Here is a 21,791-nt window from a genome sequence, read left to right as displayed (position 1 = left end):
GCGTCTGAATCCTGTTTTGCATAAATTTCCCTTAGCATGTTACTGTAATACTGGACAAAGGAGTGAATTCATGGAAACGATTCTGATTGTCGAGGACGACGCCAAGCTGGCAGACCTGCTAAGCAGTTATTTGTCAAAATATGATTTTTATACCGTTATCGTAGATGACTTCAATAGAGTGCTGGAAACCTTTGAGGAGAACACCCCAAGCCTGGTGCTGCTGGACGTCAATCTGCCCAGGTATGACGGATTCTATTGGTGCCGCCAGCTTCGCAAATCCTCACTCTGCCCCATCCTCTTTATTTCTGCCCGCGACAGCGGTATGGATCAGGTGATGGCGCTGGAGAACGGCGGCGACGATTACATTATCAAGCCATTCCAATACGAGGTCGTGCTGGCCAAAATCCGCAGCCATCTGCGTAGAGCTTACGGCTCTTACGCCCACAGCCAGGAAGAGCGCAAGCTTCAAGCCGGAGGACTGACGCTGTATACGGAGCGTTATGTGATCCAGCACAACGGGCTGTCCGCTGAGCTTACGCAGAAGGAAACCGTCCTGCTGGAAGCGCTCTTGCTGAAAGAAGGGCGCGTCGTCTCCCGTGAACGGCTGCTGGACCTGATGTGGGAGGATCAGCATTTCATCGATGATAATACACTTAATGTTTATATCACCCGTGTACGCAAGAAGCTCAAGGATCTTGGTCTTGACGATATCATAGAAACGATAAGAGGCGCCGGCTACCGGCTGAGCCTCTCCGGAGAAACGCCATGAGACTGTTTCTTAAGGATCACCGGCCGCTGCTGCTCTTCTATCTGCTCCAGATGATCCTCATCCCCGTGCTGTACTGGGTTACGGGCGAATACAGACCCTTCTCGATTGTTTTATACGGTATGGGCCTCAGCTTTGCAGTTCTCATCTTATATCTGGGCTACCGGTATGTTCAGCACTATAAGCTATACACCCGCCTGAGCGGACCCGGCGGAGCTCCGGGGGAACAGCTTATCCCGCTTGACGATGCGCCGCTGCCCGAAGCGGTGACGGAGATGCTGCAGCACAACCACCGCTACTATCTGGACCAGCTGCATTCCCATACCCGGCGGATGGATCAGCATATCGATTTCATCAACCGCTGGGTACACCAGATGAAGACGCCGCTTTCCGTCATCCAGCTTACCCTTCAGGATTTGGAGGAGGATGCTGCCAGCAGCATCCAAGAGGAGTTGGAGCGGCTCCGCAAGGGACTGGAGATGGTTATTTACACCTCCAGGCTGGAACGCTTTGAGGATGATTTCCATGTTCAGCCTCTATTGCTTCGCAAAGCCGTAAGCGAGACCGTCGCCGACAACCGCAGGCTGTTCATCCGGCGGGGAGTCCGTGTAGACATTACCGTTGACGATGGACTCTCTGTCTACAGCGACGCCAAATGGCTGAGATTCATGCTGGCCCAGGTTCTCGTCAACGCCGTAAATTATACTGCTGGGACAGACAAGACAGTAACCATTTCCGCGGAGCAGACGGGAACCGGGAGCGTCTTACAGATTAAAGATCAGGGTATTGGCATCTCTCCCGAAGACCTGAAACGGGTGTTCAACCCTTATTTCACCGGAGAACGCGGCCGCCAGTATCATGAATCCACCGGGATGGGCCTCTATCTGGTCCGTGAGATCTGCGCAAGGCTCGGGCATACGGTAGAACTGCAATCCCGGCCCGGAGAGGGGACCACGGTTTGCATTACTTTCGGAGGAGCAGTTGATCCTCTTCGCGGCTGAACTGCAGCATCCGCTCAGCCTCCTAAGGCTGGCTGGAGCTGCCACAAGCATCACAACCGGGAGCATTCCGCCCGCCATGACCAAATGGCTGGTAGAGTGCTCTCTTCTTCATGCCTGCTAATCTCATAATGCAGTCAGAATAAGGAATCCGCTCCCAGGGGATAATACAGCAAATCATCCAGAATCCAGCAACGAGGAGGAGTATCGATGCCAACCCATCTGCAGCAAGGCCGCAAAAAAGGAACTGATCCCGCCCCGACTTCCGTGCCTGCACCGCAGCCTCTTCATCCCTCACTTGATATTACCTTGCAGGAGATTACTAAGCGGATCGGTCAAAGCTCCGACGTTGTTTTCCGCAGATTCACTAATGAATCTTTAAGCTCTCTCTCTCTTGCTTTTATATATATCGACGGGCTTGTTAACGCGGATGCCGTCAACCAGACGGTGCTGCAGCCGCTGATGGAAATGGTTGCCCCCAAGAGCGGCGCCATTTCAGCTAAGGACGCCTTCAGCCTGATTAAAGATCAGATGCTGCCAGTCGGGGGTGTCAAGGAAGGTAAAACACTGGAAAGTCTGCTCCCCATGCTCTTCGACGGCTATACCCTCATTCTGTTTGAAGGACTTCAGGTGGCACTGGCTGCCGATACCTCCGGCTGGGAGAAAAGAAGCATCAACGAACCAACCTCCCAAGGTGTCATCCGCGGACCCAAAGAAGGCTTCACGGAGAGCCTGCGGACTGGCACCTCCATGCTGCGGCGCAGACTCAAAACCTCCGATCTTAGAATAGAAGAGTATAAGATCGGTCAGCGCACTCAGACCGGTGTGGCGCTTGTCTATCTGGAGGGTATCGCCAGCGAACAGGTGCTGGCGGAAATCCGCCGGCGCTTAAACGCGATTGAAACCGACAGCATTCTGGAGAGCAATTACATCGAGGAATTCATTCAGGATGGCGGACTGACTCCCTTTCCGACCATTCAGAACACGGAACGTCCGGATGCGCTTGCCGGAGGCATTCTGGAGGGCCAGGTCGGAATTATTATTGACGGGACTCCCTTTGCACTGCTTGCCCCATCCACTTTCTTCAATTTTTTTCAGTCAAGTGAAGATTATTATCAGCGTTTTGATATTTCTTCTTTCCTGCGGCTGATCCGGTATGGTGCTTTTTTTGTATCCATGCTGCTGCCGGCCTTGTATATCGCCGTGACTACCTTTCACCAGGAAATGCTTCCGACAACCCTGCTGATCAGCCTGGCCGCCCAGCGTGAAGGTGTACCGTTTCCGGCACTGGCGGAAGCTCTGCTGATGGAAGTGACTTTCGATGTGTTGCGCGAGGCCGGGGTCCGTATGCCGCGCACCATCGGGCCGGCGATTTCCATCGTTGGGGCACTCGTGCTGGGACAGGCCGCCGTTCAAGCCGGACTCGTCTCCGCAGCCATGGTTATCGTGGTATCGTTCACCGCCATCTCTAACTTTGTCATCCCGTCCCTGGCCATCGCCAATTCGATCCGCCTGATCCGGTTTGTCATGATGCTGATCGCCGCTACCCTTGGCCTGTTCGGCATCATGTCCTTTTTGATGGTGCTGCTGATTCATTTGGCCGGACTGCGTTCCTTTGGTGTGCCGTACCTGTCCCCGGTAGCTCCAATGACTCCGCGATATTTAAAGGATATCTTTATCCGTGTTCCGCTCTGGAGCATGACCATGCGGCCAAAGACCAATCTGGGCAAAGAAACACGCAGACAAGGCCCGGATCAAAAACCGCAGCCGCAAGAAGAGGCGCAGAACAATCAGCAAACCAGGCAGCCGCAGGAGGAGGATCCCGCTTGAACGGTAAAATCGGCACCACCCAGGCCGCCATGCTGATCGTCAACACTATCTTGCCGACAGCCACCGTCGTGCTTCCCGTCATCATTGGCAACTACGCGGAGCAGGACGCGCCGCTGGCTATTTTGTTATCGACTCTGGCCGGGCTTGTGTTCGCCACGATTGTCGGGACAGTCATCCGCTACAGCAATGGCGCACCGTTTCTGACCTGGATTGGCGAGAAAAGTTCTCCTGTTGCAGCTACGATTCTGGGCCTATTGATGCTGCAGTTCTACCTGGACACATCAGCTACCATTTTGCGCGAATTCGTCAATTTCATCAAAGACAATGTACTCATCGACACCCCGGTCACCGTAATGACCATCCTGATTCTGTTAATTACGATCTATATGGTCAGGCAGGGCCTTGAGTCCATCGCCAGAGTGAACACCCTCGTACTGCTGCTGTACTTTTTCTTCGTGCCGCTCTATCTGTTCGGGCTGTACCGGGACATGGATGTGCACCAGCTGCTGCCGGTCTTTGATCACTCTCTGGCCTCCTTGACACTGGCCGGCATAACACCGGCTACCTGGATGTCCGAAGTGGCGGTGCTGCTGTTTCTGGCTCCTTATTTGCAGAATCCGCAAAAAGCGCGCATCGCCGGCTGGGCAGGACTTCTCTTCGTTTCTGTGCTGATGATGTTTTCGCTCGTAACGACACTGATGGTGTTCGGGTCCGAATTCATCAAACTCAGCACATATCCGGGTTTTTCCACCGCCGGGGTCGTTCATTTCGGCAGATTTATCGAAAAGCTGGACATTCTGTTCATCTCTTATTGGGTCCTGTCCATCTATCTGAAATTCTCGATCTTTCTGTTTGCGACGGTCGAATGCTTCAAACAAACCTTTCGCGTAAACAGCAATCGGCCTTTTACCGGAGCTTTGGGTCTGATAATCGCTTTAGAGTGTCTCTTTACCTGGCAGAGCGCAGACCAATTGAATCTCTACAACAAGGAAGGGCGTTTCCCGGTCTTCTTCCTGTTCAATGTTCTCGTTCCGCTGGCTGCGGTCCTGCTACATCTGCTCCGGAAACCAAGATCCAAACCAAAGGGGTGGAAAACATGAAGCAGCAGCACACCGAATCCTATTCCGCAACTCCCGCGAGACCTCTGGCTTATGCCGCAAAAAAAACGCTCTGCATTGGTCTCTGCCTCCCCCTCCTGTCGACTTTGCTGACCGGATGCTGGGATGACCGGGAACTGAGTGAGCTGGGCATTACCTCCGGTTCGGCATATGACTGGAAGAATAACGAGTGGAAAGCCACATACCAGGTCATCAACCCTTCTTCCGGTGCCAGCAGCATGGGAGGCAGTGGAGGCGGGAGCACCAGCTCTCCACCGTTTGTCACCTTCTCGGTAAAAGGACAAACGATTATGGACGCGATTGAAAGAACCAATCTGACCAGTACGCGTGAGATGTTTTTTTCTCATTCGCGCATCGCCATCATAGGGGAGTCTCTGGCCAAACACGGCATCAGTCAACTGATCGACATGTTCCTGCGCAAGCAGGACGCCCGGGAAACTGTATATGTATTTCTATCCAAAGACGAAGCCGGAGATATTCTGAATCAGCTGATGCAGCTGACCAAAAATCAGGGAGCCGGTATCCAGCTCATGATTGAGCAGGAATCGAAGCTGCTCTCCTTTTATCCCGGCATCCGGCTGTTTGAACTGGCCATGGCCCTGTCCTCCGAATCCGGCAGTGCCGTGCTGCCGGAAATCCTACTTACCGGTGACCAGATCATGGATGAAACCAGTGAGACTGGACGGACCGACCTGCCTTCACGGCTGGCGCTCGGAAGGCTCGGAGTCTTAAAAGGTGAAAAACTGGTGGGATGGCTTACGCAGAAGCAAGCCTTCGGCTTGTCCTTTCTGACGAACAAAATTGATTCTGCCACCATCGCCTTCGCCTCCCGGCCCGAAATCAGCGACAAACCGGACGCCTCGTTCATCCTCCAGGATTCGACCACTTCCGTTCATCCCGTCTGGGATAAAGATCACTACATCATGGATGTGAGCATCAAAGGAAGCGGCGTATTGCAGGAGCTTGGAAGCGTCATGGATTTGAATGAACGGACTTCAATAACGGGGATGGAGCAAGCCATTGAACAGCGCATCCTGGAACTCGTGGGCAACTCATGGAGTGCGGTCAAGACGCTGGGGGCGGACGTCACGGGCTTTGCTGTGAGGATTCACCGCAGTGACCGCAAGCGCTGGAAGCAGATTGAGAAGGACAAAAGCTGGGACCGCATGTTCCAGAATATTGAGATCAAACCGCATGTTTCGATCCAAATTGAACGGAGCGGGCTCAGTAACAAATCCTTTAAATCCATCCAGCATAAGTAAAGGAGCTGCTCTATGAAAATAGCGATCACTCTTCTGCTTTATGCCATAGCTTTCGTCTGGGGCTGCACCTGGCTGCGCGGAGAAGGAAGCAAGCTGCACCGGCTATGGTTTGGCTGCATTCTGGTCTGGTGTGCCTATGAGAACATTTGCGGGATTACAGAAACGCCGCATTTCAATATGGCTACCTTATATATTACTTACTTTCAACCCGCCGGCAGGTTCATTATCAAGTGGTTAGGAGGCTGATTTCGGAGTTATGCAAAAAAAGGAACAGGTGTCTGCCCTGCAAATTGCGTTTATGATTATGCTGTTCGAGATCGGCAGCACGCCGCTCTTTCTGCTGGGCGGCAAGGTCAAGCAGGATTCATGGCTGGCGATGTGCACAGGCTCGCTGGGCGGGTTCATCCTCCTGCTGCTCCTGCTGTGGATCCAGCACCGCTCGCCCATGCTGGACCTCATCGGCATGCTTAAATTTCATTTCGGAGGAGTTGCCGGCTCAGTGATCGGCTTGATCTACTGCTTCTACTTCGCGTATCAGTCGATGCGCAATGTCCGCGATCTCGGCGAGCTGACGGCTTTAACTTTGCTGCCGCGATCTCCGCTGCCCCTCACGATGTTCATTTTTGTAATGATTGCACTCTATGCCATTTGGAAGGGTGCAGAGGTTGTCTTCCGGCTGCCCGAGGTGCTGCTCCCTCTGGTTCTCTTCTTTTATTTCCTGATTGTGCTGCTGCTTGGCATTATGGGCTCCATTGATTTCTACCGGCTAAGTCCAGTCAACGAGGGTGGGTTCATGCCGATTGTAGAAGCTGCACTGCCGGATATTGTCTCCTTTCCCTTCGGTCAAATGATTGTATTCCTGATGTTGTGGTCCCTATGGGAAAAACCCGGTGTGCCGGTAAAAAATACAGTAACCGCCTATATTGCCATCAGCATCTTTCTCATCTTCATGAACGCGCTGAATGTGGCTGTCCTCGGGCCAACGATTGCAGGAATCAGCCAGCTGCCTTTTTTGAAGACAGTCCGTACTTTATCAAACCTCAAATTTGTGGAACGGCTCGATATTCTGGTAACGACCCAGCTCTTTATCGGGCTGCTGATCAAGATGATGCTCTTCTACTTTTGTGCGGTTAAAGGCATCAGTGAACTGAGCGGCAAACCGGCCAAATGGTGGGTATTTCCTGTAGGAGCGGCAATCTATGGCACTTCCTTTCTGGCGAGGGATTATACTCAGCATATTGCCATCGGCCTGGGGCCAAGCCTTAAGATTGACCCGCTGTTCCAAATCGGTTTCCCGCTGCTGCTCTCAATATCCATTCTGCTGCGGGGATGGTTCAAACGAACATCCTCCTGACAAAAGCGAACATAACCTTAACCGCGCTGTAAGGTAACGTTAAGGTAAAACCATAGCATGCCGGAAGCTCATCCTGTACACTCGGAATCAGAAGATAAGCACCCAAGGGGCAACAGCGGGTGACACTCACGTTTTCGGTTAGAAAGGAATGAATTCCATGAATGTGCTCGAAGTCACGGCAATGAATAAAGTATATCCGGGAAAAGTGCTTACGCAGGCTCTTACCGATATTCATCTCAGTATCGAACAAGGTGAATTTGTAGGAATTATGGGCCCTTCGGGCAGCGGCAAAACCACCCTGCTCAACATGGTCTCAACCATTGATCAGCCCTCCTCGGGTGAAGTGAAGATCGGCGGCAGCAATCCCTATCAGATGAACAAAAAAGAGCTGGCCCTGTTCCGCCGCAGGAAGCTTGGTTTTGTGTTCCAGGATTTCAACCTCCTGGAGACATTGACTGTGGGGGAGAATATCGTCCTGCCCCTGACTCTGGACAACCGCAAGCTGTCCGAGATGGACGCGCTGCTGCAGCGGGTGGCCGGGCGCCTGAATATTACAGACATCCTGAATAAGCGGACCTATGAAATTTCCGGCGGACAACGCCAGCGGACGGCGATTGCCCGGGCAATTATTACTTCGCCTGCCATTCTGCTCGCCGATGAGCCGACGGGAGCGCTCGATTCGAACTCCTCCCGGATCGTAATGGAGTCGCTGGAGGACATCAACCGCAAGGAAGGTACGACGCTGATGCTGGTTACGCATGATCCGCTGGCAGCAAGCTATTGCAACCGCATCGTCTTCATCAAGGACGGCAAGCTGGCTGCGGAAATCCACCGCGGCGACAACCGCCAAGCCTTCTTCCAGAAGATCATCGATACACTTTCATTCTGGGGAGGGAATAGTCATGAGCTTTCCTCAATTCGCGTTTAACAATGTGCGGCGCAACGCCCGGGCATATATGGCCTTTTTCCTCAGCAGCGCCTTTATGGTCATGATCTTCTTTTCCTATTCGGTGTTCATCTATCATCCCGACGTGTCCTCTATTGAGCTTGGGAAAAATTCGGCTACCGGGATGAAAATTGCTTCCTATATTGTCTTCATCTTCGCCTTTTTCTTTGTCCTGTACTCGATCAGTGCTTTCCTCAAGCTGCGGAATCTTGAATTCGGCATCCTGATGATTCTGGGCGCGCGTCCCGGGCAGATCAACAGACTGATTCTGCTGGAAAATATGATCATCGGCCTGCTGTCGATCTTGAGCGGCATGGCCGCGGGGATGCTGCTGTCCAAGCTGTTCCTGCTGCTCAGCACGAATATTATAGGGGTCACAGATATGCCGTTTTATTGGCCGGTAAAGGCACTTGTTATCACTTCCGTTTCCTTTCTGGCGCTATTCCTGATAAATTCAATCTTCACCCTGCTGTTCATCCGCAAGAACCAGGTGCTTGAGCTGCTCAAGGGAAGCGTGAAACCGAAAAAGGAGCCCAAAGTATCCTGGCTGCTCTCGCTTCTCGGACTTGCACTGCTGACAACAGGAGCTATTTCCATCGGGCAGGAGCTGTCTCCGAACACGCTGCTAATTGCTGCCGTCACAGGCATCGCCGGTACTTATTTCTTCTACTCCCAGTTGTCGGTGCTGGGCATCCGCCTGCTGAAGCTGAGCCGCAAACGGCTATGGCGCGGAACCAATCTGCTCTGGATCAACGAAATGAGCTACAAGGTTAAAGACAATGCACGGATGCTGTTTCTGGTAACGGTTGTCACTTCATTGGCCTGCATGGCTGCAAGTCTTCTTCTATCCATCAGTTCTTCGAACAATACGACGTATTTGAACAGTCCGTTCGCTATCGACTATTCCGTTGACAATGGACACGATCCCGAACCCGGACTGACCACCATTCATGATGCCCTGGAAAACGCCGGATTGCAGTACACAGAGAACAAAGTGGAATTCATCCGCGTTTCTATCCGAGGCCTTAACGATGTGGACCAGTTTGACAACGTTCAATTGCTGACGGTGTCCGTATTCAATCAACTGGCAGGACAAATGGATGTCACCGGAATCCCTCCTTTGTCTGACGGAGAAGCTGTGCTGCTGCTTAACCCCCAGAATGCCATTTTCGAATATAACGCAGGAGAGAAGGTTCTGCTGGCAGATCAAGTAAATGTGGAACTCGTCCTGAATCATCTTATCAATCCACCGGTCATGCCTTTTGGCCAATACAACCCGTCCGTGATGATTGTCAGCGACAGTGTGTATGCAGAAGCTGCCGGTAAGGCTAGAGCCAATGATCGCGAAATAAATTACTTTTATAAAATCCCGGCGTGGGATGCACTGCTTCCTAAGACCGGGGAGCCGGAGACTGTCATCTCCAGTGAGCTGGTGCAATGGAGCAGGGACAGGAATCATGCGACTGACAACTGGCATACGTTAATAAGTGCACGGGCTGATAGCTATATGAATACCAAGCAGGGAACCTCAATGGTCAGCTTTATCGGCATCTTTATCGCCCTGATCTTCTCGCTCTCTTCAGCCAGCTTTCTCTATTTCAAGCTGCACACGGAGCTGAACGCAGATATGCGGATGTACCATGCACTCTCCAAGATTGGACTCAGCACCAGAGAGATGTCGGCTTCCGCCACCAGACAGATTGCACTGCTGTTCTATATCCCTATTCTTATTGCAGCCGTGCAGACTCTTGTAGTTGTCCGTCCCGTGCTGAAAGTGATGGATATCACGAATGTTACCGTTCCTGTGCTGATCACATCCGCAGCTTTCCTGGTTCTGCAAACCGTCTATTTCATCATTGTCAGATCCCGCTATATTCATAGTCTGAAGAAGATGATGGTGTAACCCGGAGGCGTTAGGCTACAATGAATGCTGTATCCTAGTGATTGAGAATAAAACGCCGCTGCTTGATTGCAACCAGAGAGCAGAATAACAGGCGTACCGGAGGTTCTGCCCGATGTCCAAAGCCGATCATATGCTGTCCATCCTGTGGATGCTGCAACAGCGGAGAAGAACCGCTGCCGAACTCGCGGAGGAGCTGGAGCTCAGCATCCGCTCCGTCTACCGTTATATTGACGCGCTCTGTGCCAGCGGTGTTCCCGTAATTGCCGACGCCGGGCCGGGAGGCGGGTACAGCCTGCCTGAGCATTTCAGTGCAGCGCCCCTGTTCTTCGACACCGGGGAACAGAGGGCGCTCGTACAGGCCTCCGCTTTTGCCCGGGGCAGCGGATACCCTTATGTCGCAGCCCTGGACGGAGCGATTGCCAAGCTCAAACGCTACAGCAATGCGGCGCAGCTGTCGCAAATGGAGCGCCACGAAGCCGGCATGGAGATGCTCCATGCACCTGGCGCTGCGCTGCAGCCGCTGCTGGAGGAGTTGGAGGCCTGCATCGCAGGCAGCCTTACCCTGCAGATGGACTACCGCAAGGGAAACGGAGCGGATATTTCTGCCCGGTCTATAGATCCTTACGGGCTGGTGCTGTGGAAGGGCCAGTGGTATATGGCCGGCTATTGCCATCACCGCCAGGAAATCCGCAGCTTCCGGGTAGACCGGATTGGGGGACTGCAGCGGACCGGGGAAGGCTTTGTGCGCCCTGCCGGATTCTCCGCACGCGAGTTTCTGCTGCGCGGCCTGCTTCCCGGCCAGGATAAAGATTCCGCGCTGGTGGCTGTCATCATCCAGTCCGCGGAAGCCGTCCTGAATGATCTGTGCAGCCATTGGCTGTTCGGCCATACGCTTGCGGAACGAACCCCGGAACAAGCCAGATTCCTGCTGGATGAAGCCTCGTTATACAGCTACGCCCCCTATTTCCTGCTGCCTTACGGCAAAGCGCTTAAGATTCTCGAACCCGCAGCTTTGAGGCAGAAGCTGGCAGCCATCACTGCGGACCTTGCGGATTATTATAAAGAATAATATCTTTCCGGATCACTGACCGCAGCTGTCAGTGATTCTTTTGTATAGTGAGCTTATCCCTGAGGCAAACAATCATAGGACTTTGCCGAGGCAAATGAGAACATAAAAGGCAGGAGGAATACAGCATGAAAGAACTGAAATATCAATTTTATATCGGCGGAACACCAGCACAGGTGTGGGACAGCCTCGTCTCACCGGATAAAGTACAGCAAATCTATTACGGCAGCACGATCCATTCCAGCTTTACAGCAGGGGAGCCGCTGAAATATATCGGGCCGGGGGCAGATGGCCCTGACACCTTGCATGTATACGGCACAGTGCTGGAATTCTCTCTAGAGCAGGCGTTCCGCTTTACCCACAAGGTCGGCCCCTCCTATCTCAAGAGCGGCGAACCGCATGAATCACGCATCTCCTGGCTGCTGGAGCCGGTTGGCGGCTGTACCAAGCTGACGCTGATTCATGATCAATGGCAACCTGATGATCCGTCCTACGGCCCCAGCGAAAGCTCCTGGTGGCAGATTCTCAGCAACATCAAGACCTTGGTAGAGACTGGCAGTACGCTAGATTTTGGAAGCTGGGAGTAGAAGCAGCCGGTTTCCGCCACACCCAATCGAATGTATAGGCACCTTCCTGAGCCATCCCCAACCCTTGGAGAAAAGCAGCAACAGCTGCCTTTCTCCAAGGGTTATTTATTTTTCCCTAAGGAAACTTTTTTGTTGCAAGGACAAATTTATTTACGTATACTAATATTGTGGCAGACTACAAGAATCTAACCCATGTGCATAACATAAATCAATAAATCATACATGCTCAATCATTCTGGATGGAACGGAGGAAAATCTTATGGCCGGAGCCGTAATTCCATTATCTGAAGCTGTGAACGGCAGTACGCTGCGTATCCGCAGCATAGAAGTGCAGGGTGTGCTGAGGAGAAGATTGCTCGACCTCGGGTTTGTCGTCGGCAATGCTGTCGAGGTACTGCGGCGCAGTCCGCTCGGAGACCCTACCGCCTTCCGGGTAAGCAATACAACCATTGCCCTGCGCCGGGAAGAAAGCGCTCTGATTTACGGAGAATTAATCGGAGGTGATGAAGCATGAACCGTTACACTGTAGCTTTTGCAGGCAATCCCAACACGGGCAAGAGCACACTCTTCAATCTATTGACCGGCCTGCGCCAACACACCGGCAACTGGGCGGGCAAGACCGTCATCACCGCCGAAGGCGAGTTTACCCACAAGAACAATACCTACTTGGCTGTAGATCTTCCGGGTACCTACTCCCTGTATTCCAACTCAGCTGACGAGGAGGCTGCAAGGGACTACATTATTTTTGAACAGCCGGATGTGACGCTGGTGGTGCTGGACGCCACTTCGCTGGAGCGCAATCTCAATCTTGCCCTGCAGGTGCTGGAAATTACCGGGCGGGCCGTTGTTTGCATCAACCTGATCGATGAAGCGAAGAAGCTGGGCATTGATATTAACCTGAAGGCCATTTCGAAACGGCTCGGCGTGCCGGTAGCCGCAATTTCGGCCCGGAGTGAAATCGGCATTGAGGCGCTGCTGGATCAAATTGAGCGTGTAGCTACTGGTACTTATACAGCGGAGCCGCTGCGGATTACGTATAGCGATGAGATTGAACAGGGCATTGCTGCGCTCCTTCCTATGGTAGAGCAGACGGTCGGTTCAAGATATCCGGCACGCTGGATTGCCCTGCGGCTGCTGGATGGTGACGAAAGCCTGCTCGCTTCGCTCAAAGCCAATATGGGACAGAGGAATATTTCCGGATCGAAGGGGGTAGTGAGCCATGGAGTCACCGCATGTCATTAAGGGACCCGATCCGATGGATTCCCTGCTCTCTGCAGCGAAGAATCTCGCAGACAAGGGCGGAATCCGTGATGAAATCGTAAGCGGAATATATGGTGTATCTGCGGGGATCTGCAGAGATGCAGTCACCTACCAGGACAAAAAGAAACTGGGCAGCACTTATAAGCTTGATAATATTGTCACCTCCAAAATATGGGGATTCCCCATTATGCTCGCCGGGCTTGGCCTCGTCTTCTGGATTACGATTGCCGGCGCCAACTATCCCTCGAGCTGGCTGGCCTCTCTGTTCGGCATCATCGAAGGTTATTTAACCGCCGGATTCGAAGCGGTGAGCGCTCCGGCCTGGCTGCACGGCGTGCTTGTGCTTGGCCTGTACCGCGGAACCTCCTGGGTTATCAGCGTCATGCTGCCGCCAATGATGATTTTCTTCCCGGTATTTGCGCTGCTGGAGAATTTCGGCTATCTGCCGCGCGTTGCTTTTAATATGGACCGGTTGTTCAAGAAATCCGGCGGGCACGGCAAGCAGGCGTTAACGATGTCGATGGGCTTTGGCTGCAATGCTGCCGCCATTCTCTCCACCCGCATTATCGAATCGCCGCGTGAACGGATGCTGGCCATTCTGACCAATAATTTCGTGCCCTGCAACGGCCGCTGGCCGACCCTTATTCTGCTGTCCTCCATGTTTATGGTGGGGGCTGCTACGACTGGTGCGCTGCGGACCTTCTCGACAGCCCTTGTCCTGATGGGAATCGTAATGGTCGGTATCACGGTAACCTTAACGGTGTCCTGGGTCATGTCCAAAACCGCGCTGCGCGGCGTTCCCACCCACTATACGCTCGAACTGCCGCCGTACCGCCGTCCGCAGATCTGGAAGACGATTGTCCGCTCCTCCAAGGAGAAGTCGCTGAATGTGCTGACCCGCGCAATCGTCGTAGCTGCTCCGGCAGGCATTATCACCTGGATCCTAGCGAATGTGTTCGTTGGCGGAGACAGTGTGCTGAACCATATGGCCGCTTTCTTTGATCCTTTTGCCCAGCTGCTCGGCATGGACGGCTTTATTATGATGGCCTTCATCCTAGGGCTTCCGGCCAATGAAATCGTACTGCCGATTCTGCTTATGGGCTACATGTCCTCCGGTGCTATGGTCGATGTCGAAGGTATCGGCAGCATCAAGGATATCTTCCTGAGCCATGGCTGGACGTGGTTGACCGCGCTCAATATGATGCTGTTCTCCCTGCTCCACTATCCATGCGGCACTACTCTGATCAACATCTACAAAGAGACCAAAAGCATGAAATGGGCAGTGCTCTCGGCCGTCATTCCGCTGGGCATCGCCATTGCAGTCACCTTCCTGGTCGCACAGGCAGCGCGCTTGTTCGGCTGGGTCTGACAGAGTTCTTACGCGCCCGGCTTCTCCCGTATACAGGGAGGGGCCGGGCTGTTTTTGTGTATCCGCACATTTCCGGAGAAAGCGGAATTCCCGCTGCTGCTGCAACTGCCTGACAGGCTCCGTTCAAGGCTCCACTCCCGTGCTGTCCCGTAATTTGACTCCCTCCTTCCCAGATGTTAGGGTGAAATTGAAGCCATATTTTTCCGGGAGGGAATGTTAATGACGGAAGTAAAGCTTACTGTCGGGTACGACGAATTTGAAGAAGGTCAAAGAATAGGTACGGAGATTGAACGCTTGAGCGCAAGTCCTGAAGCTGCGCAACTAACCAGCCTCATCATTGGGGATTGGGGACAGGCCTATGAGAACAGCTCCGAGGAGGCTGTGTCAGCCCTTGTGAAATACAGCGGAAGCTTTCCGGCTCTGCGCAAGCTGTTTATCGGGGAGATGGGTTATGAAGAATGCGAAATTTCGTGGATTACACAAAGCGATCTTTCCCCGCTGCTCCCCGCTTATCCGGAGCTTCAATCACTCACCATTCAAGGCGGAAATGATCTGAGCCTCAGCAGTCTGCAGCATGACAAGCTGGAGGAACTGATTATTATTACCGGCGGACTTGGCAAAAGCGTTCTGGCAGAAATCGCTGCAGGACATTTGCCGAATCTGCGCAAGCTGGAGCTGTACCTTGGCGTGGACAATTATGGCTTTGATGGCGGACTGGAAGATCTCTACCCGCTGATCCAGCCGGATAAGTTCCCTAAGCTTACCTATCTGGGACTGAAAAACAGCGAAATTCAGGATGAAATTGCCGCGGCCGTGGCCGATGCACCCATTCTGGACCAGCTGCATACGCTGGACCTTTCGCTTGGAACGCTTAGTGACAAGGGTGCTGAGGCGCTGCTGGCCAGTGAGCGGATTAAAGGCCTGCAGGCACTGAACCTGAGCTATCATTATATGTCGAATGAAATGATTGCCCGCTGGAAGGCAAGCGGCCTGCCGGCCGATGTCAGCGACCAGCAAAAAAGCGATGACGAGGAAGATTGGCGTTATCCTTCCATCACCGAATGATGCAGGAACCGCAGCCGCTGATCCTGCTATGTTGTCCCGGCGACAGGCGCTCGGACGGCATCCAGCAGGCGCGGAGCCGCCTCGGGATGCCCCCGGCCCTGCTCATCCCGTACTCGGAGCTGCTGCGGGGAAGTTCGCTCGCCGAGCTGCTGGAGCAGACGCTGCACTTGCAGACCAGCGGGCGGTCGGGCCTGTGGCCAGAGCCTTCCGGGTCAGGTCCGGCAGCAGCTCCGCCTCTCCTGCGGCTGGATTCACCCGGCGGCAGCTTCGAGATTGAGCAGGGCCTCATTGCCTTGGGCGCACCGGATGCCGGGGAGCAGGATGACTCGCTGCACCCCTTCGGACATCATCCCGATCCCCATCCGCTGAGTCTCCAGGCCGCCGGGCGGCTGAAGGACATGCCCGGCGTGCTGCATCATCCATCTCAATGGTTCCGCGGCTACTGCCGGCTGCTGTCCAGGCTTCAGCGCGAGGCCGCAGAGCTGCTGCCTGAAGCCCGGTGGCAGAACCATCCCGGGGATATTGCCGCCATGACCGACAAACGCCGGACTCAGCAGATTCTGGCTGAGTCCGGCGTTCCGGTTCCCCGGCCCCTGGGCGGCGGACATCCGCCGTCAGACTATGCGTCCCTGCGGGAGCTGATGATCACGGAGCGGATGCACCGGGTATTCATCAAGCTGTCCTGCGGCTCTGCCGCTTCCGGCGTCATCGCCTATCAGATCAATCCCGCTACGGGAGCCGAAATCGCTGTGACTACTATTGGGGTCGAGCAGTATATCACTCGCCCTCCCGTGTACTATAATTCAGGGAAACTGCGGCGCTATACCGACTCCGCTGACCTGTCCGGAATCATCAACTGGCTCTACAGCCATGGTGCCTATGCCGAGCAATGGATTCCCAAGCCGGGCGCAGCCGGAGTTTCGTTCGATATCCGCCAGCTTGTCGTGCTTGGAGAAGCCTGCCATTCCGTTGCCCGGGTCAGCACTACGCCCATTACGAACCTGCATCTGCGCAGCCAGCGGATGTCTCCGGCAGAAGCCGGGCTCACGGAAGAGGTGCAGGAGCAGGTACGGCGTACAGCCGTGCAGGCCCTTGCCGCCTTCCCCCGCTCGGCTGTTGCCGGAATTGATATCCTCGTATCCTCCGGCAGTTCCCGGCGCACTTATGCTGCGGACGTAAATCCTTTTGGCGACTTGCTCTACGATGTGGAATATGACGGCTGCGGCACGTATGAATGGGAAATGAAAAAGCTGAATGCCATTGCAAATCATGAATGAGAGAAGTTATAGCGTATTGCTATTTTTAATCCATATCTATTAAGAAAGGGCGCTTATAACGGTTATGACAGATATGAATGCCATTGTTGGCACCCATGACATCCTGATGATCACACTGGATACCTTGCGCTACGATGCTGCCGTTCTGGAGGAAGAGAACTGCCCCAATCTGTGCGGCAGCGGTTCCTGGGAGAAACGGCACACGCCCGGCAGCTTCACTTATGCCGCACATCATGCCTTCTTCGGCGGTTTCCTGCCGACTCCCGCAGACACGGACAAAGCTTCGCATGTGAGGCTGTTCCATTCCAGAAATACCGGAATGAAGACCCATCCGCACACATGGCTGTTCGACACGCCGGATCTTGTATCAGGACTTGCTGCCGAAGGCTACCGTACGGTATGTATTGGCGGGGTTATTTTTTTCACTAAAAAGGTCCCGCTTGCCCGCGTACTGCCCGGTTATTTCCAGCACAGCTACTGGCGGATGACCTTCGGTGTCACGAACCCGCGCTCCACGGAGCATCAGGTGAACCACGCCCTGAAGGTGCTGAACGATACTCCGCTGGATCAAAGACTGTTCCTGTTCCTCAATGTGTCAGCCATCCACGGGCCGAACCATTTCTTCCTTCCGGGTGCCCGGAAGGATTCTGTGGACAGCCAGCGTGCCGCACTGCGTTATGCCGACGGAGAGCTGGGGCGCCTGTTTGAGCGCTTTCGCGAACGCGGCAATCCGGTCTTCTGCCTGGCCTTCTCGGACCACGGCACAGCCTATGGGGAAGATGGCTATCAGGGACACCGTCTGGCACATGAGACCGTGTGGAATGTCCCTTACCGGGAATTCATCCTCTAGATTGACAACCCGGTTCAACCCGGAAGAAAGGAGAAACGTATGACGTCAACCGGCAATTTCCTGCAGCATCCTAATGACAACGACGTAAGACCGTCTCTCTCTTCGGAGGAGCTTAAGCGCTGGAAAAAGCAGATTACCGCTAACCCTTACCGCAATTATCTCTATTCCTATCCGCACAAGACAGCCTATCGTGAATTCCAGCCTCCTATTCCGCTGGAACAGCTGTGGCTGGAAGAGCCTGCGGATTCTTTTTTTCTCTATATGCATATTCCGTTCTGCGGCGCACGCTGCGGCTTCTGCAACCTCTTCACCCTGCCGGACAAACGTGCAGATGTCCACGCCACCTATGTGGATGCGCTGGAACGGCAGGCAAAACAGTGGTCGGCCTTTACCGGCCATAAGCCGTATGCCCGGTTCGCGATCGGCGGCGGTACGCCAACCCTGCTGGCCGCCCCGCAGCTAAGCCGGCTGTTCCGGATCGCCCGGGAGATCATGGGCCTGGACACCGCCCTTGCTTCAATCTCAGTCGAAACCTCACCCGAGACAATTACGGAAGAGAAGCTCGCCATCCTGAAGGACAATACCGTGGACCGGGTCAGTATGGGCATCCAGAGCTTTGTCGCCGCCGAATCGGCGGCCATCTACCGTCCGCAGAACCCTGAGGTGGTATACCGGGCACTGGAGCTGCTGGGGAAATATCAATTCCCCATCCTGAATCTGGATCTGATCTACGGGCTTCCGGGCCAGAGCGTGGAGTCCTGGCTCTATTCGCTGAATCAGGCGCTCCTGTATGAACCGGAGGAGATTTTTCTCTATCCGCTCTACACCCGCGAGCATACGATTGTGAAGCCGGGAGATCTGCTGCGCCAGCAGGATCTCCGCCATGATTGCTATACTGCCGCTTGCCAGCTCCTCGCAGAGCACGGCTACCGCCAGTATTCTATGCGCCGCTTCGCTAAGGAAACGGCAGGCACCAGCAAAGCCATCCTCGGCTACAGCTGTCAGGAGGAGGGGATGGTCGGCCTCGGCTGTGGAGCCCGTTCCTATACGCGGGAGGTGCACTACGCCTCCCGCTACGGCGTCAGCCGCAAGGCAACGGAGAGCATCATTGCCGATTATGTGTCGTCCGAGTCTTATGACACGGCCGATTACGGCATTGTGCTAAGCCGGGAAGAACAGAAACGGCGTTTCATTCTGAAAGCTGTGCTGCACAGCGAGGGGCTGAAGCTGGCCGACTACAGCGGACGTTTCTCGGCTTCGCTGTGGAATGATTATCCTGAGCTTGACCTGCTGCTTCAAAGTGGTCTGGGCGAAGTAGAGGAAGGTATCCTGCGGTTAACCCCTGAGGGTCTGGGCTACTCGGACTCCATCGGCGACTGGTTCATCTCGGGTGAAATCAGGGAACGTATGGAAGGATTTATTTTGCCATGAATGCCGTCCTCTACTACCGTGGGGCCCTCACCTCCTGTAATTATGATTGTCCCTACTGTCCGTTCGGCAAGACGAGAGACAGCGCCGCTACGCTTGCCAAGGACCGCGAGGGATTGGAGACCTTTGTCCAGTGGGCTGCGGAGCAAGGTGCGGCGGGCCACCGGCTGTCGATCTTCTTCAATCCTTACGGTGAAGGACTGATTCACCGCTGGTATAAAGAAGCGCTGATTACCCTCTCCCATCTCCCCCATGTGGACAAGGTGGCTATCCAGACCAACCTGTCGGCCAGCCTGGATTTTATCCCGGAGCTGAACCCGGCCACGGCTGCCTTCTGGGCGACCTATCACCCGGGCCAGGTGCGGGAGGAGCGGTTTCTGGCCCAATGTATGGCTGTCTATAAGCAGGGCATTCCCTTCAGTGTCGGCAGTGTGGGCCTGCGCAGCGCCTTTCCGGCAATTGCCTCGCTGCGGGCCGCCCTGCCGGATGATGTCTATCTGTGGGTGAATGCCTACAAAGACAAACCGGATTATTACACACCGGAAGATCTCGCCCTTCTCGGCGGCATTGATCCGCATTTTCATATCAATACAGTCGACTATGAAAGCTTGGGCAAACTCTGCAATGCCGGCAGCAATGTGTTCTATGTGCAGGGACCCGGTCTAGTTAAACGCTGCTATAAGGACAGGGGCGTCATCGGCAACCTCTACCGTGACGGCCTGGAAGGCCTCGCTGCGGAGCGGAGCTGCCGCATGAACTTCTGCGACTGCTATATCGGTTACATCCACATGCCCGGGCTCCGGCTGGAGCAGATTTACGGCTCCGGCCTGCTGGAACGAATACCCTACGGAATCGCGGAGGTGCAGAGATGAGAGCAAATCGGGAAAGTGCTGGAATTGGAGCAGAGCACGAAGGTTCCGAGTTTGGAGCAGCGCACAAAAGTGCGGGGATTCTAGTTGAGCACGAAGGTGCAGAACATAGAGCAGATGCTGGAATTGGAGCAGAACACAAAGGTGTGGGACATGGAGCAGGTACTGGACTTGGAGTAAAGCACGAGGGCACCGGGTTTGGAGCAGCGCACGAAGTTGCAGGGATTCGTTCAGGTCCCGGTATGACTCTGTGGCTCACCGGCTTGTCCGGGGCGGGCAAATCAACGATTGCCTCGCTTCTGACGGACAGACTGAGAGAACAGGGACTGGCCGCCGAATGGCTCGACGGAGATGAGCTGAGGCGTGCGCTCGGACAAGGCCTCGGCTTCAGCCGGGAAGACCGGTTCGAGAATATCCGCCGGGCCGTCTACGTGGCCGGTATGCTGAATCGGCACGGCGTCATATCAGTGGTCTCGGTCATCAGCCCTTATGCGGAAATGCGCGACTATGCCCGCCAGTCGCTGCCCGGTTTCGCAGAAGTCTATGTAGATTGCCCTTTAGAAATCTGCGAGTCGCGGGATGTCAAAGGGCTGTATGCCAAGGCCCGCCGGGGCGAAATCCCCTCCTTCACCGGCATTTCTGATCCTTACCAGGCTCCTGTCAGCCCAGAGTTAACGCTCCGCACAGCCGAGCAGACGCCGGAGGAAAGCGTGAATGAGTTATGGTCCTGGCTAGCACAAAGCGGGACCCTAACTAAGCTTAATAAATAGACCCAAAGCGCCCTGTCTGCTTGCTCGGACAGGGCGCTTTGGGTCTGGGTGCTTGTGGATGAGGGACTAATGCCTGGGCGCCTGCTTAGTTGAGACACTGATGTGCTCTTCTGGCCGCCCACTTAGTTAAGACACCGTTGCGCTTCTGGAGGTCTACTTAGTAGAGACACTGTTGCGCTGGACCTCTGTCAAGAAAGTAGACGGTCACGCAACGGATTTTTGAGTAAATTGCTTAGCAAAACGAGCTGGAGAAAGATACCCCAGTGCGCCATGCATTCGCTTGCGGTTGTAGTAAAACTCAATGTACTGAAAAATGGCATTGTAAGCCTGCTCCTGGTTTTTGAAACGCGGGTTACAGTAAATGAGCTCCTTCTTTAAAATACTGTGCCAAGACTCGATGCAGGCGTTATCGTAACAGTTCCCTTTGCGACTCATACTGGATTCCATGTGGTACGTCTTCAACTGTTCGACATAATCCCTAGAGGTATATTGAGACCCTCGGTCGGAGTGGTGCAGCAACCCCTCACCAGGTCGCTTGGCTGCGTAAGCAGCCTGCAAGGCGTGCAGGACCAGACTGGTTTCCATATGGTTGTACAAGCGCCACCCTACGATTTCACGCGTGCATAAATCCATGACGCTGGCTAGGTACAAGCGGCCTCCCCGGCAAGGGATGTATGTGATGTCCGTGACCCATACGGTATTGGGTTTGAGCACTTTAAACTCTTGATTCAGTGTGTTGGGTGCGATGGGATTATTATGTTTAGAGTCGGTAGTCTGTACACGGTAGGGTTTAGACACGACGGAGCGGAGCTTCATTTGTCGCATGTACACACTCACGGTGCGTTCGGTAACGGTATAGCCCTCTTGGTGCAGCAGACGGGTGATCTTCGGACTTCCATAACGCTTTTTATGATCGGCAAAATGATACTGGATTCGCTCCATGATCGCTGCTTTGCGGAGTTTCTGTGTGCTGGTTTCTCCCGTCCGCCACTTGTAGTAACCGCTCCTTGAAACGTGTAGGGTGTCGCACATCTTCTCCAAGCGAAACTCGGAGCGATGGTTCTCCATAAACT

21 protein-coding genes are annotated in these 21,791 nt (G+C 54.2%); 20 read left to right on the top strand and 1 reads right to left on the bottom strand.

Annotated features, from left to right (window positions below; translation table 11 throughout):
• The first annotated feature begins 70 nt into the window (after window positions 1–70).
• The 20 genes from MHI45_RS24805 to cysC all read left to right on the top strand — a co-directional run bounded on the left by MHI45_RS24805 (window position 71) and on the right by cysC (window position 20,718).
• On the top strand, window positions 71–769 hold the full coding sequence (locus MHI45_RS24805; RefSeq protein ID WP_076113672.1) for a response regulator transcription factor: 699 nt from the start codon (window positions 71–73) through the stop codon (window positions 767–769).
• A complete protein-coding gene (locus MHI45_RS24800) occupies window positions 766–1,767 on the top strand; it encodes a sensor histidine kinase (protein ID WP_076113671.1) in 1,002 nt (333 codons plus the stop codon). Before MHI45_RS24805 ends, MHI45_RS24800 begins: the two co-directional genes overlap by 4 nt.
• 207 nt (window positions 1,768–1,974) lie before the next feature.
• Window positions 1,975–3,594, top strand: a complete 1,620-nt coding sequence (locus tag MHI45_RS24795) for a spore germination protein (protein WP_076113670.1) — start codon at window positions 1,975–1,977, stop codon at window positions 3,592–3,594.
• Window positions 3,591–4,694, top strand: a complete 1,104-nt coding sequence (locus MHI45_RS24790) for a GerAB/ArcD/ProY family transporter (RefSeq protein WP_076113669.1) — start codon at window positions 3,591–3,593, stop codon at window positions 4,692–4,694. Before MHI45_RS24795 ends, MHI45_RS24790 begins: the two co-directional genes overlap by 4 nt.
• On the top strand, window positions 4,691–5,974 hold the full coding sequence (locus tag MHI45_RS24785) for a Ger(x)C family spore germination protein (protein WP_083675893.1): 1,284 nt from the start codon (window positions 4,691–4,693) through the stop codon (window positions 5,972–5,974). Before MHI45_RS24790 ends, MHI45_RS24785 begins: the two co-directional genes overlap by 4 nt.
• A gap of 12 nt (window positions 5,975–5,986) precedes the next feature.
• Entirely contained in the window at window positions 5,987–6,220 is a 234-nt protein-coding gene (locus MHI45_RS24780; protein WP_076113668.1) for a hypothetical protein, read from the top strand.
• A gap of 10 nt (window positions 6,221–6,230) precedes the next feature.
• Window positions 6,231–7,328 (top strand): GerAB/ArcD/ProY family transporter, encoded by a 1,098-nt coding sequence (locus MHI45_RS24775; protein WP_076113667.1) that lies wholly within the window; start codon window positions 6,231–6,233, stop codon window positions 7,326–7,328.
• Window positions 7,329–7,485: 157 nt separating this feature from the next.
• The gene (locus MHI45_RS24770; protein WP_076113666.1) at window positions 7,486–8,256 is read left to right on the top strand and encodes an ABC transporter ATP-binding protein; all 771 of its coding nucleotides are present in this window, start codon (window positions 7,486–7,488) and stop codon (window positions 8,254–8,256) included.
• A complete protein-coding gene (locus tag MHI45_RS24765; RefSeq protein ID WP_076113665.1) occupies window positions 8,231–10,177 on the top strand; it encodes an FtsX-like permease family protein in 1,947 nt (648 codons plus the stop codon). Before MHI45_RS24770 ends, MHI45_RS24765 begins: the two co-directional genes overlap by 26 nt.
• A gap of 112 nt (window positions 10,178–10,289) precedes the next feature.
• A complete protein-coding gene (locus tag MHI45_RS24760; protein WP_076113664.1) occupies window positions 10,290–11,246 on the top strand; it encodes a helix-turn-helix transcriptional regulator in 957 nt (318 codons plus the stop codon).
• Between the two features lie 125 nt (window positions 11,247–11,371).
• Window positions 11,372–11,830, top strand: a complete 459-nt coding sequence (locus MHI45_RS24755; RefSeq protein WP_076113663.1) for an SRPBCC domain-containing protein — start codon at window positions 11,372–11,374, stop codon at window positions 11,828–11,830.
• 259 nt (window positions 11,831–12,089) lie between these two features.
• Window positions 12,090–12,344 (top strand): FeoA family protein, encoded by a 255-nt coding sequence (locus MHI45_RS24750; RefSeq protein ID WP_076113662.1) that lies wholly within the window; start codon window positions 12,090–12,092, stop codon window positions 12,342–12,344.
• On the top strand, window positions 12,341–13,072 hold the full coding sequence (locus tag MHI45_RS24745; protein ID WP_038586779.1) for a FeoB small GTPase domain-containing protein: 732 nt from the start codon (window positions 12,341–12,343) through the stop codon (window positions 13,070–13,072). The genes MHI45_RS24750 and MHI45_RS24745 overlap by 4 nt, the downstream gene beginning before the upstream one ends.
• Window positions 13,050–14,459: a nucleoside recognition domain-containing protein gene (locus MHI45_RS24740; RefSeq protein WP_076113661.1), complete on the top strand. Its 1,410-nt coding sequence runs from the start codon at window positions 13,050–13,052 to the stop codon at window positions 14,457–14,459. Before MHI45_RS24745 ends, MHI45_RS24740 begins: the two co-directional genes overlap by 23 nt.
• A 219-nt stretch (window positions 14,460–14,678) precedes the next feature.
• Window positions 14,679–15,524, top strand: a complete 846-nt coding sequence (locus MHI45_RS24735; protein ID WP_076113660.1) for an STM4015 family protein — start codon at window positions 14,679–14,681, stop codon at window positions 15,522–15,524.
• On the top strand, window positions 15,497–16,801 hold the full coding sequence (locus MHI45_RS24730) for an STM4014 family protein (protein WP_256718236.1): 1,305 nt from the start codon (window positions 15,497–15,499) through the stop codon (window positions 16,799–16,801). The genes MHI45_RS24735 and MHI45_RS24730 overlap by 28 nt, the downstream gene beginning before the upstream one ends.
• 64 nt (window positions 16,802–16,865) lie before the next feature.
• Window positions 16,866–17,651 carry an STM4013/SEN3800 family hydrolase gene (locus MHI45_RS24725; protein ID WP_076113658.1) on the top strand — a complete coding sequence of 262 codons (786 nt, stop codon included), beginning with the start codon at window positions 16,866–16,868 and terminating at the stop codon, window positions 17,649–17,651.
• 39 nt (window positions 17,652–17,690) lie between these two features.
• Window positions 17,691–19,082, top strand: coding sequence for an STM4012 family radical SAM protein (locus MHI45_RS24720; protein WP_076113657.1), 1,392 nt, complete (start codon window positions 17,691–17,693; stop codon window positions 19,080–19,082).
• Complete coding sequence (locus tag MHI45_RS24715) at window positions 19,079–19,951, top strand: STM4011 family radical SAM protein (RefSeq protein WP_076113656.1); 873 nt, start codon at window positions 19,079–19,081, stop codon at window positions 19,949–19,951. The genes MHI45_RS24720 and MHI45_RS24715 overlap by 4 nt, the downstream gene beginning before the upstream one ends.
• Window positions 19,948–20,718, top strand: coding sequence for an adenylyl-sulfate kinase (gene cysC / locus MHI45_RS24710; RefSeq protein ID WP_256718235.1), 771 nt, complete (start codon window positions 19,948–19,950; stop codon window positions 20,716–20,718). Before MHI45_RS24715 ends, cysC begins: the two co-directional genes overlap by 4 nt.
• A gap of 204 nt (window positions 20,719–20,922) precedes the next feature.
• On the opposite strand, the gene MHI45_RS24705 is transcribed toward cysC, so the two are convergent.
• Window positions 20,923–21,786 (bottom strand): IS3 family transposase, encoded by an 864-nt coding sequence (locus MHI45_RS24705; protein WP_341119579.1) that lies wholly within the window; start codon window positions 21,784–21,786, stop codon window positions 20,923–20,925.
• Window positions 21,787–21,791: the final 5 nt, after the last annotated feature.

The organism is Paenibacillus sp. FSL H3-0321, from assembly GCF_038002865.1.
Lineage (GTDB): Bacteria > Bacillota > Bacilli > Paenibacillales > Paenibacillaceae > Paenibacillus_AQ.
Note: the sequence above shows the minus strand (reverse complement) of the source record. Positions and strands in the feature narration are given on the sequence as shown.

Excerpts from the sequence above, each read along its gene's own strand:
- MHI45_RS24775 (WP_076113667.1), top strand. The coding sequence starts at position 6,231 with ATGCAAAAAAAGGAACAGGTGTCTGCCCTGCAAATTGCGTTTATGATT.
- MHI45_RS24780 (WP_076113668.1), top strand. The coding sequence starts at position 5,987 with ATGAAAATAGCGATCACTCTTCTGCTTTATGCCATAGCTTTCGTCTGG.
- MHI45_RS24745 (WP_038586779.1), top strand. The coding sequence starts at position 12,341 with ATGAACCGTTACACTGTAGCTTTTGCAGGCAATCCCAACACGGGCAAG.
- MHI45_RS24735 (WP_076113660.1), top strand. The coding sequence starts at position 14,679 with ATGACGGAAGTAAAGCTTACTGTCGGGTACGACGAATTTGAAGAAGGT.
- MHI45_RS24760 (WP_076113664.1), top strand. The coding sequence starts at position 10,290 with ATGTCCAAAGCCGATCATATGCTGTCCATCCTGTGGATGCTGCAACAG.
- MHI45_RS24725 (WP_076113658.1), top strand. The coding sequence starts at position 16,866 with ATGACAGATATGAATGCCATTGTTGGCACCCATGACATCCTGATGATC.
- MHI45_RS24720 (WP_076113657.1), top strand. The coding sequence starts at position 17,691 with ATGACGTCAACCGGCAATTTCCTGCAGCATCCTAATGACAACGACGTA.
- MHI45_RS24765 (WP_076113665.1), top strand. The coding sequence starts at position 8,231 with ATGAGCTTTCCTCAATTCGCGTTTAACAATGTGCGGCGCAACGCCCGG.
- MHI45_RS24705 (WP_341119579.1), bottom strand. The coding sequence starts at position 21,786 with ATGGAGAACCATCGCTCCGAGTTTCGCTTGGAGAAGATGTGCGACACC.
- cysC (WP_256718235.1), top strand. The coding sequence starts at position 19,948 with ATGAGAGCAAATCGGGAAAGTGCTGGAATTGGAGCAGAGCACGAAGGT.
- MHI45_RS24805 (WP_076113672.1), top strand. The coding sequence starts at position 71 with ATGGAAACGATTCTGATTGTCGAGGACGACGCCAAGCTGGCAGACCTG.
- MHI45_RS24770 (WP_076113666.1), top strand. The coding sequence starts at position 7,486 with ATGAATGTGCTCGAAGTCACGGCAATGAATAAAGTATATCCGGGAAAA.
- MHI45_RS24750 (WP_076113662.1), top strand. The coding sequence starts at position 12,090 with ATGGCCGGAGCCGTAATTCCATTATCTGAAGCTGTGAACGGCAGTACG.
- MHI45_RS24785 (WP_083675893.1), top strand. The coding sequence starts at position 4,691 with ATGAAGCAGCAGCACACCGAATCCTATTCCGCAACTCCCGCGAGACCT.
- MHI45_RS24715 (WP_076113656.1), top strand. The coding sequence starts at position 19,079 with ATGAATGCCGTCCTCTACTACCGTGGGGCCCTCACCTCCTGTAATTAT.
- MHI45_RS24755 (WP_076113663.1), top strand. The coding sequence starts at position 11,372 with ATGAAAGAACTGAAATATCAATTTTATATCGGCGGAACACCAGCACAG.
- MHI45_RS24795 (WP_076113670.1), top strand. The coding sequence starts at position 1,975 with ATGCCAACCCATCTGCAGCAAGGCCGCAAAAAAGGAACTGATCCCGCC.
- MHI45_RS24740 (WP_076113661.1), top strand. The coding sequence starts at position 13,050 with ATGGAGTCACCGCATGTCATTAAGGGACCCGATCCGATGGATTCCCTG.
- MHI45_RS24800 (WP_076113671.1), top strand. The coding sequence starts at position 766 with ATGAGACTGTTTCTTAAGGATCACCGGCCGCTGCTGCTCTTCTATCTG.